We start from the raw sequence: 3487 nt of genomic DNA, 5'->3' as shown, positions 1-3487 counted from the left end.
TTACGGCTATTTTAATCGTTTTTGCAGGAGGAGACCCTACAAAAGTTTTTAAAACCAAAACATAAAAAATGGCCGGATTTTTTTTCCGACCATGACTAGGATTTTACCCGCTTTTCTCAATTCTAACTTTCCCCCTCGAAACCGAAGCCCGCATCGAAAAGTTTAACATACCCTTTGAATTTTCCATATTTGAAAATTCCTGCTAACAATACTATCATTCCTGTTAGCACAACTAATGTAAATACATCTATCATAATTTCTAATGTTTCTATTTATTATTAAATATCTCCTAAAATTGAATTGTTCTTTTTTATTTTTATTTGTCATTATATTTCAGTCCTTATCCCTTTTTAAAACCTGTTTTATTTTATATTTGGTCTTACCCTGTTTTACCATTTCTTCAAAGATAATATCGCTCTGGAGCAAATCTATTTTTCCTTAACTTCTTGCGAAAGGACAGCAATTAAAACTCTTTCAACCATCGATAAACAAAGATATTTTCAATGGTTTTCAAAATGTGTTATGCGAAAATGAAAACTAGTTTACCATCCCTACTTATAAAGATAAAATTGTTCGATTTCATCTGAAAGGACAAAAATAATCTCCGAACCTCACTCAAGTTGTGACGCAAGAATATGGCACAAAAAAAAGCCTCCTTGGAGACTTTGGTGTCGTAAAGTTACGATCGAAAACAGCGAAATCCAACTAGCTAAAAGAAACTCTTAAGTTTCATATAGCACTGAAAATTTATTACCTGTAATATCTCAAATTGTCATTATAGACAGAGAAAACATTTGATGTAAATAAGAACATCATACCAGGTTTAAATATTTTATTTAACAAAGATTATCATAACTTTATACTTATTTAAGAAACTATGTCTGAGTATTTTATAGCAGTCCCTAAGTTTTTAAATTTAGAGCAACGCTTATCAAAATTTCCTCCTAATTTTAAATTCAGTAAAGATTTTTGCTATTACTATATAGCAGAAATTATTAGAGAATCGATGAAAAAACATACAAGTCAAAATACTAAAATTGAATCAGTAATCAATCAATTTATTCCACGATCTTCTGTCATAATGCAGAGCATATCTAGACAGTCAAAACGTCATATAGATTACCTTTATGAAGATTTTTTTGGTGAGGGCCGTCTTTTGCACAGAAAAAATTATGGTCCTGGAGAATGTTACTCATATCGCTTACCGGAATATTTTTGGGGAGATGGAGAACTTGAGATTATAAAAATATCGGAACATACACTTGTGAAAAATATAAAGAAAAAGAAGAAACCTACTATTCATAATACTGTGAAAAAAAGGTTCAATTTTGTATGTGGTTATTTTAGTCCCAAGGCATTTGAAATCGACGATCAAGAAGCGCTAAAAGACCTTTATACTGAATATAAAGTCAGTGGAAACTATAAACAATACCTTTCAAACGTATTAAAAGTTGTAGATTTTAAGAATAGTCATTTTCCTTTTTATCATAGACCTAATACAGACGGGAGATTACATACTGCTATAACTTCGTTTCCCAAGATATGTAGAAAGTATCTCAAATATGGAAATGAGCCTTTAGCAGAAGTTGATTTATCGGCTTCTATCCCTTTTTTTCTTTCATATATACTAAATTTAACCATAAAAGAGTCACAACCATATAATATACTACATAACCAAATATACAACAAGAACATACTATCCCTTTATATGTTAGTAAAGTCTTCTGTATCTCTTTCTAGTAAGGAGGTTGAGGATTTCAAGGCGTTAGTATTGAACGATACAATATATGATAACTTTATGGATAAGTTTTTAAATGCCCCAAATTTCGAATTTTACTTTGAAAGTAAGTTTGGGAATGTTTTTGACGGAGATGTCTCAGATTTAAGGAAATACAGTAAAAGTAGATTTCTTTCTATGCTTTTTGCAAAAAACAACCAGTTTCAATGGGAACAAGAAACCTTATATGAACAGTTCCCCACCATCCACGAATTTATCAAAGTTTTTAAGCAACTAAAATTAAAAAATACAAAGAGTACTGACCGCCATAAGAGATTATCTTATCTGTTATTTCAGCTAGAGTCTCATTTTATGCTAAATATAGTAGCTCGTGAAATAAATAATAAGTTTAAAAGAAAAATTCCCCTTTTTTCACTTCATGACTGTATCATAACTAAAAAATCGGATATTGATATTATATCTGAGCAAGTTCATGATATTTTTATCCGTGAAATTGGATATGCTCCGAACTTAAAAATGAAAGTTTGGGAGTAATTCATAAAAAAAGTCACCTTTATTAGTGACTTTTTTTAAACTATTAAAAATTTAGAATTTTACGGATAAAAGCTCACGACCAAGCTCGTGTACAGCTTGCTGTATCTTTTTGGCTTGATCTTGTGAAGCAGCTGTAATCCCATTCTTATACTGTCGTACTAAAGATTCATTCATATTTGCTTTTTTTGCGATGTACGAAATCTTTAGTTCTGGAACAAGCTCAAAAAATGAAGATATATCCATTTCGTACTGAAATGTGATATTGTCATAATCATTTGCATAATCTTCATTTGTTTCTTTCGCTAATTCCATGTGGTCTGCGAATGCTTCTTCGAAATTGGTTTTTAACTCCTCTAGACTTTCTCCAAAAGTTGTTATAATACCTTCGAAGTTTTGTGATGTACCCCAATAGGTTCCATCTTCGGTTTTTTCAATAAAAACCTCGATTGTACGGTTTAACATGTGTTTCTCCCTGTCTTTAATAAATTTCCTAACTTTCTTTATTGCATTTTTCAAAACAAGAAGGGCTATTTAAGCCCCGCTTGTTTCAAAATAGAATTTACCGTTTTTAAAGGCATATCTTTCTTAGGATGGGGGACGGTCACCAATCCCTTTTTAACGTTATGCTTGAAATGGTTATGACTACCTTTAGTCCTTACCAAATACCAGCCGTCCGCTTCAAGCAAATTAATAAGATATTTCGAGTTCATCTTTTCATCAGCTTATATTTAATAATACAAAGGTATATAACATTTTTGTTATATTAAAATATTTTATAACGTTTTTGTTATATTTTTGTTTTTAACTTAAATTCCCATATCTTAAGTTTGTTCAAAATTTTGTTTAAACCGTACGATGTATAATGTAATTGAAAGTAATATAAAGTTTAATACTAATGGACAAATTTTGTCTGTATTAGCACTTGTCGAGTATTCTAAAGGAGACGTTAGAGTAATTGAAGCAACTAACCAACCCCGAAGTGGCTATATGAATATATCTCATAGAACAAATTATATTTTATTTGACCTATTACAAGAGGTAGCAGGTTACGGAATGGAAATTACTGATAAGAATAAAATTCCTGCGGAATGGTTAAAGAAAACACTTTAAATTATTTAACCTGAGTTCGGGATAAGAAATGAAATAAAATTTGCAATGAAAAGTAATAATTCGTATATTTAAGTTTCTGAAATTCAAATATTTAACGAATTATTA

The 3487-nt window shown here is 30.3% G+C and carries 5 protein-coding genes; 2 read left to right on the top strand and 3 right to left on the bottom strand.

Features of this window, described 5'->3' with window-relative positions:
- Positions 1-122 precede the first annotated feature (122 nt).
- Positions 123-254 carry a hypothetical protein gene (locus DRF58_RS18985; protein ID WP_262510785.1) on the bottom strand — a complete coding sequence of 44 codons (132 nt, stop codon included), beginning with the start codon at positions 252-254 and terminating at the stop codon, positions 123-125.
- 623 nt (positions 255-877) lie between these two features.
- Here DRF58_RS18985 and DRF58_RS17830 point away from each other — a divergent pair.
- A complete protein-coding gene (locus DRF58_RS17830) occupies positions 878-2272 on the top strand; it encodes a hypothetical protein (RefSeq protein WP_116037287.1) in 1395 nt (464 codons plus the stop codon).
- Between the two features lie 51 nt (positions 2273-2323).
- On the opposite strand, the gene DRF58_RS17825 is transcribed toward DRF58_RS17830, so the two are convergent.
- Positions 2324-2734, bottom strand: coding sequence for a type II toxin-antitoxin system HicB family antitoxin (locus tag DRF58_RS17825; RefSeq protein ID WP_116037289.1), 411 nt, complete (start codon positions 2732-2734; stop codon positions 2324-2326).
- A 65-nt stretch (positions 2735-2799) separates the two neighbouring features.
- Entirely contained in the window at positions 2800-2982 is a 183-nt protein-coding gene (locus tag DRF58_RS17820) for a type II toxin-antitoxin system HicA family toxin (protein WP_116037285.1), read from the bottom strand.
- Between the two features lie 145 nt (positions 2983-3127).
- On the opposite strand from DRF58_RS17820, the gene DRF58_RS17815 reads away from it, so the two are divergent.
- Positions 3128-3382, top strand: a complete 255-nt coding sequence (locus tag DRF58_RS17815) for a hypothetical protein (RefSeq protein WP_116037284.1) — start codon at positions 3128-3130, stop codon at positions 3380-3382.
- Positions 3383-3487 lie beyond the last annotated feature (105 nt).

Origin of the sequence: Epilithonimonas hispanica (assembly GCF_003385395.1) — a bacterium.
GTDB lineage: Bacteria > Bacteroidota > Bacteroidia > Flavobacteriales > Weeksellaceae > Epilithonimonas > Epilithonimonas hispanica.
The sequence above is the reverse complement of the archived record's forward strand: the minus strand, read 5'-3'. Positions and strand labels throughout refer to the sequence as shown.

Excerpts from the sequence above, each read along its gene's own strand:
- DRF58_RS18985 (WP_262510785.1), bottom strand. The coding sequence starts at position 254 with ATGATAGATGTATTTACATTAGTTGTGCTAACAGGAATGATAGTATTG.
- DRF58_RS17815 (WP_116037284.1), top strand. The coding sequence starts at position 3,128 with ATGTATAATGTAATTGAAAGTAATATAAAGTTTAATACTAATGGACAA.
- DRF58_RS17820 (WP_116037285.1), bottom strand. The coding sequence starts at position 2,982 with ATGAACTCGAAATATCTTATTAATTTGCTTGAAGCGGACGGCTGGTAT.
- DRF58_RS17825 (WP_116037289.1), bottom strand. The coding sequence starts at position 2,734 with ATGTTAAACCGTACAATCGAGGTTTTTATTGAAAAAACCGAAGATGGA.
- DRF58_RS17830 (WP_116037287.1), top strand. The coding sequence starts at position 878 with ATGTCTGAGTATTTTATAGCAGTCCCTAAGTTTTTAAATTTAGAGCAA.